The following is a 1591-nucleotide window of genomic DNA, read 5'->3' as shown; positions in this document are numbered from 1 at the left end:
ATAAAGAACCAGTCTGGCCTGCCAGCACTCAGGAAGCGAAGGGTCTTGTTTTCTGGCATGCGCAGATACACTCATCTCTACTTTGAAGTCATGCTCAGAGTAAGATTCAATGACGGTGTATTGCGTGTTGCTTTTAATCGGGACCATCCAGTGCGACTGTGGGTGTTGCTTACGCCAATTAATCAGTAGCTCAGCGCTGAGATAACATCGGTCAAAAATAGTTAGACTGTTATTACTTACATGACTAAATAACTGCTTTGCGTAGTTCACCTCACCTTGATAACTGGGCCCGAAGGCAACGTGGTGTATCAACCGGCTACGCAAGGAGCTTAAGGCGCATAGGCGTACAATAGGATATTCTGTATGACGGTTTTTACTGTGCTTAATATAGTGAAAGTGCTCAGCAAGAGCAGGTGTATCAGGTGCACGAAATTGCGTTCCATCGACAGAAAATAACCGGAGTCCATACCACGTATCATCAGCATCTTCTTCTTGTGTCCAATGGGCTGCACATAGGTGAAATAAGGCTTGGAGGGGGTCGCTACTGAGGCGCTGTCTCGCTTGAGGAATAGCACTTGGAGCAACCGTATCGCCCAGGGTATCAGTGAGTGTTAAATCTAACTTCTCAACAATGTCACTAATAGAGCGGTCGCGAAAAAGACCCATTGCAATGATAAGCCAGACGACAAGCTCAGCAGGTAACTTACGTTTGCGAATACTTGCTTTATCGGTCTGCTCGAGCACATTAGAAATCCACTCAAGAGGGATATGTTTCTGAAATGTAGATAAAGAGTCAGGAGTGGCGAATATATCCGTATCAAGTAACCAATGACTAAGCATAAAAATACCCTCATAATCAAAAGATGATAAGGGTATTGTGAAGCAACCAAAAGATCGGTCAACCGATCAAAAATACCTTAACTGATCGGTGTTAACTTTACAGTGGCTTTAGTTTTTGATTGGATTGCCTGTTGTTAATCAGTCACTACATCACTGTTTGTTACTAATAGCATACGACCACGAGCAGCAAGGTAAGTTGCAACTTGCAACTGCATCTCTGTATTTGCGGCTTCGCTTCCTTCAGCATCAGCCCCAGCGGCTTCATTAGCTGCAGGTGTAAGTATTGAACCATGGTGACCTTTAGTAAATTTAACTAAATAGCTCGATGGTGTTGCACTTAACGCTTGAGATGTACTTACTGTCTCTAACCCCATAAAACTAGCAAGTGGGATAGTACCTGCAATTGGGTTATTCGTTGTAGTAGGAGGTATAACTTGGTCCGCTTTGTTATCAGCGCCGTCTCCAACAACAACATTAGTGTAAACAGGAGTGCCTAGAGCTTGAACAGTTGCTGCATAGTTAGTTGGATCACCACTATCAAGTGCAGTTTGTGCCGCAAAAGCAAATTGCGTCATAACGCCTTGTATATTTGCTAACTTAGTCGTTTCGCCAGCAGTTGTAAGTGACGCAACATATTCGTTATACCCACACGTCAGATAAGCTTCCATATCAGGTAACAATATCCCACAGTTCGAGATTGCATCGCCTTGTAAATACACATTCAGCTCATCAGCTTCTGTTGTAGCGGCTT

At 43.7% G+C, this 1591-nt stretch carries 1 protein-coding gene and 1 pseudogene; both read right to left on the bottom strand.

Translation table 11 applies throughout. The features are described from left to right. A partial coding sequence (locus tag L647_RS0119885; RefSeq protein WP_024609746.1) for an IS4 family transposase occupies positions 1-840 on the bottom strand: 840 nt, incomplete at its 3' end. Positions 841-974: 134 nt separating this feature from the next. Continuing rightward, a pseudogene (locus L647_RS0119880) lies at positions 975-1591 on the bottom strand (lipase); the annotation flags it as partial.

Origin of the sequence: Pseudoalteromonas sp. TB64, assembly GCF_000498095.1 — a bacterium.
GTDB lineage: Bacteria > Pseudomonadota > Gammaproteobacteria > Enterobacterales > Alteromonadaceae > Pseudoalteromonas.
Note: the sequence above shows the minus strand (reverse complement) of the source record. Positions and strands in the feature narration are given on the sequence as shown.